General features: G+C 59.9%; 4 protein-coding genes. 1 reads left to right on the top strand and 3 read right to left on the bottom strand.

What is annotated here, in order from left to right; genetic code table 11:
- Positions 1–57: 57 nt before the first annotated feature.
- Positions 58–1386 carry a tRNA (N6-isopentenyl adenosine(37)-C2)-methylthiotransferase MiaB gene (gene miaB / locus ACRESD_RS10740; RefSeq protein ID WP_431750887.1) on the bottom strand — a complete coding sequence of 443 codons (1329 nt, stop codon included), beginning with the start codon at positions 1384–1386 and terminating at the stop codon, positions 58–60.
- A gap of 131 nt (positions 1387–1517) precedes the next feature.
- Here miaB and ACRESD_RS10735 point away from each other — a divergent pair, with 131 nt between their 5' ends.
- Entirely contained in the window at positions 1518–1844 is a 327-nt protein-coding gene (locus ACRESD_RS10735) for a DUF1820 family protein (RefSeq protein ID WP_003236992.1), read from the top strand.
- Positions 1845–1971: 127 nt separating this feature from the next.
- Here ACRESD_RS10735 and ACRESD_RS10730 read toward each other — a convergent pair whose 3' ends face one another.
- Together ACRESD_RS10730 and ACRESD_RS10725 are read right to left on the bottom strand one after the other, a co-directional pair.
- Positions 1972–2526: a tetratricopeptide repeat protein gene (locus ACRESD_RS10730; protein ID WP_123717431.1), complete on the bottom strand. Its 555-nt coding sequence runs from the start codon at positions 2524–2526 to the stop codon at positions 1972–1974.
- Between the two features lie 225 nt (positions 2527–2751).
- A partial coding sequence (locus ACRESD_RS10725) for an aminotransferase class III-fold pyridoxal phosphate-dependent enzyme (protein ID WP_431750886.1) occupies positions 2752–3562 on the bottom strand: 811 nt, incomplete at its 5' end.

The raw sequence follows: 3562 nt of genomic DNA, 5'->3' as shown, positions 1-3562 counted from the left end.
GCCTGTTACACCGCTATCGCAGGCAAGCCAGCTCCCACATTTGATCTTCATTCATTGTCAGTTGATCAGCGACCCACGCAGCGAATGGGGTTGCGCCGCATCGATATGCACGTCGGCGAACTGGCCGATCAGGGTTGGATTGTCGCAGCGGAAGTTGACGATTCGGTTATTCTCGGTACGGCCTTGCAGCTCGCCCGGGTCTTTTTTCGAGTAGTCGGTGACCAGGATGCGCTGGATCGAGCCGACCATTTGTCGGCTGATCTCGAAGCCTTGCTGGTTCAGTCGGTGCTGCAGCACGTTCAAACGTTCTTTTTTCAGCGCTTCCGGGGTGTCATCCGCCAAGTCGGCAGCCGGAGTGCCAGGGCGCTGGCTGTAGACGAACGAGTAGGAGAAGTCGAAGCCGACGTCTTCGATCAGCTTCATGGTCTGCTCGAAGTCTTTTTCGGTCTCGCCAGGGAAACCGACGATAAAGTCCGAACTGATGCAGATGCCCGGCACCGCTGCACGTAGTTTGCGCAGTTTGGACTTGTATTCCAGGGCGGTGTGGTTGCGCTTCATCGCCGACAGGATACGGTCCGAACCCGACTGCACTGGCAAGTGCAGATGCTTGACCAGCTCCGGCACTTCGGCGTGGGCCTGGATCAGGCTGTCGGAGAACTCCAGCGGATGGGACGTGGTGTAGCGGATGCGCTCAATGCCGTCCACCGCCGCCACCACGCGGATCAGCTCCGCCAGGTCGGCCAGGCGCCCGTCGTGGGTCTGGCCGCGATAGCCGTTGACGTTCTGGCCGAGCAGGGTCACTTCGCGCACGCCGTTTTCGGCCAAGTGGATGATTTCCGACAGCACGTCGTCAAACGGCCGGCTGACTTCTTCGCCACGGGTGTAGGGCACCACGCAGAAGGTGCAGTATTTGCTGCAGCCTTCCATCACCGACACATAGGCACTTGGTCCGTCGATACGTGGCTCGGGCAAGTGGTCGAATTTTTCGATTTCGGGGAACGAGACGTCTACCTGCGGCAGCTTGGTAACGCGGGCTGCGTCGATCATTTCCGGCAGACGGTGCAGGGTCTGCGGGCCGAACACCACGTCGACATACGGTGCACGGTCGCGGATCGCGGCACCTTCCTGGCTGGCCACGCAACCGCCGACGGCGATCACCATCTCCGGGTTGGCCAGTTTCAATTCGCGCCAGCGGCCCAGCTGGGAGTACACACGGTCCTGGGCCCGCTCGCGGATCGAGCAGGTATTGAGCAGGATCACGTCGGCATCTTCGGCGCGGGCAGTGACTTCCAGGGCCTGGTGTTCGCCCAGCAGATCGACCATGCGCGAGCTGTCGTACTCGTTCATCTGGCAACCGTGGGTTTCGATGTAAAGCTTCTTGGCCATGGGAATCGTCAACTGGTGGTAAAGAACCGCGCATTATAGGGGGCATGCCCATTGGTTCCTAGCGTTGTGCATCGGGTGCCATGCTATAGTTCGCGCCCTCTTTTATATCCCCGATGTGTTGTTCGCCCACCATGACCAAACGTGAAGCTCCAATCTACAAGGTGATTTTCCTCAACCAGGGCCAGGTGTTCGAGATGTACGCCAAGCAGATCTATCAAAGTGATCTGTGGGGCTTCCTGGAAGTGGAAGAGTTCGTCTTTGGCGAGCGCACCCAGTTGGTCGTCGACCCGGGCGAAGAAAAGCTCAAGGCGCAGTTTGAAGGCGTAGTGCGCAGCTTTGTGCCGATGCATTCGATCGTGCGCATCGACGAAGTGGAACGCCTGGGCACGCCGAAGATCAGTGAGGCGCGGGGCGTGAGCAATGTCATGCCGTTTCCGATGCCGATGCCCGAGAAGTAAGTCTTCAGGCCGCGTCGACCCCATCGTAGGCAAGCCAGCTCCCACACTGAACGAATTCCAACTTTGGAATGCCGTCGAATGTGGGAGCTGGCTTGCCTGCGATAGCGTTAGAAGGGTTTAGCTGAAGTCAGGGCAGAGGTGAGAACGGCGAGCGCCCATCGGCACTCTGCAGTTCCTGCAAGTAATTGCGGAAGATCTGGCCCAGCACTTGTGTGGCCACTTCCAGTTCATCGCGCTGCATGTGCTCGGCGACTTCGTCGGCGGTGTCCAGCGCGTCTTCGGCGCCGTTGACCGCGGCCATTTTCAGCACGATATACGCCTGCACATTATTGGCCGGTACGCCTTCGCCTTTGAAGAACATATTGCCCAGCTGGAATTGCGCCTGGGCGTGACCCTGCAGCGAGGCTTTTTCGAAATAGCTCAAGGCCAGGTTGAGGTCGCGAGCGGGGTTCTTGCTGTCGTGGTAGTACTCGCCCAACTCGTATTGCGCCTGCGCATCACCGCCATCGGCCTGTTTCTGGCACGCGCTCAGGGCTTCGGCCTGGCTGTCTGGCTGTGTATTGAGGGTGCAACGACCCATCGCTGGGATTAACAACGAGTTGCCGCCTGCTTGGGCATGTGCCAGCAGCGGCTGAAGGAGCAACAGGCAGCCCAGTACCAGGGTGCGGCCGGTGCGTTTCATGGGAATCGACTTACCTCTGACGGGGCGCGCGGACCCTCGGGGAGTCCAATGAGCGCGCATTATGAAATAAGCAGGCCTCTGCTTACAAAGTCTTTACTCGATTTTCTGCTGCGTGGGCAAGTTATCTGCCGGATTGCAGGTAGATTCTCGAAAAAACGAGGAAAAGTCTGTAAGTAAAGTAGTAAATCAGACGTCGCTCAGGGCGACGCCTGATCGTGGCCGCTGTTATTTCAGTGCGGCGAAGGCCCGTTCGGCAGCATCGAGCGTCAGTTTCAACTCGGCCTCGCCATGGGCGATCGACGTAAAGCCGGCTTCGAACGCGCTCGGCGCCAGGTACACACCGCCTTCCAGCATCAGGTGGAAGAAGCGCTTGAACAGGTCGGCATCGCTGCCCATCACGTCATCAAAGGTGACGATATCGTCAGCACCACTGAAGTACAGGCCGAACATACCGCCCGCTTGGGTGGTGACAAACGGGATGCCCGCCGCATCGGCGCGCTGTTGCAAGCCGTCCAGCAGGCGGGTGGTGTAGTCGGTCAGCTCGGCATGGAAGCCCGGGCGGCTGATCAGGCGCAGGGTGGTCAGGCCGGCAGCCATTGCCAACGGGTTACCCGACAAGGTGCCTGCCTGGTACACCGGGCCCAGCGGTGCGATGTGTTGCATGATTTCGCGTTTGCCACCGAAGCAGCCCACCGGCATGCCGCCGCCGATGATCTTGCCGAAAGTGCTCAGGTCCGGCGTAACGCCATAGTAAGCCTGGGCGCCGCCGAGGGCGACACGGAAGCCGGTCATCACTTCGTCGAAAATCAGCACCACGCCGTGTTTGTCGCATTGCTCGCGCAAGCCTTCAAGGAAGCCCGGCGCCGGTGGCACGCAGTTCATGTTGCCGGCCACGGGTTCTACGATGATGCACGCCACGTCCTGGCCCACTTCATTGAGCATTTGCTCGACGGCGGCGATGTCGTTGAACGGCAGGGTCAGGGTATGTTTGGCAAACGCGGCCGGCACCCCGGCGGAGCTCGGTACGCCTTGGGTC

This window comes from Pseudomonas sp., from assembly GCF_050739995.1.
In the GTDB taxonomy this organism is placed as follows: domain Bacteria; phylum Pseudomonadota; class Gammaproteobacteria; order Pseudomonadales; family Pseudomonadaceae; genus Aquipseudomonas.
This window is presented reverse-complemented; position numbering and strand designations above follow the sequence as displayed.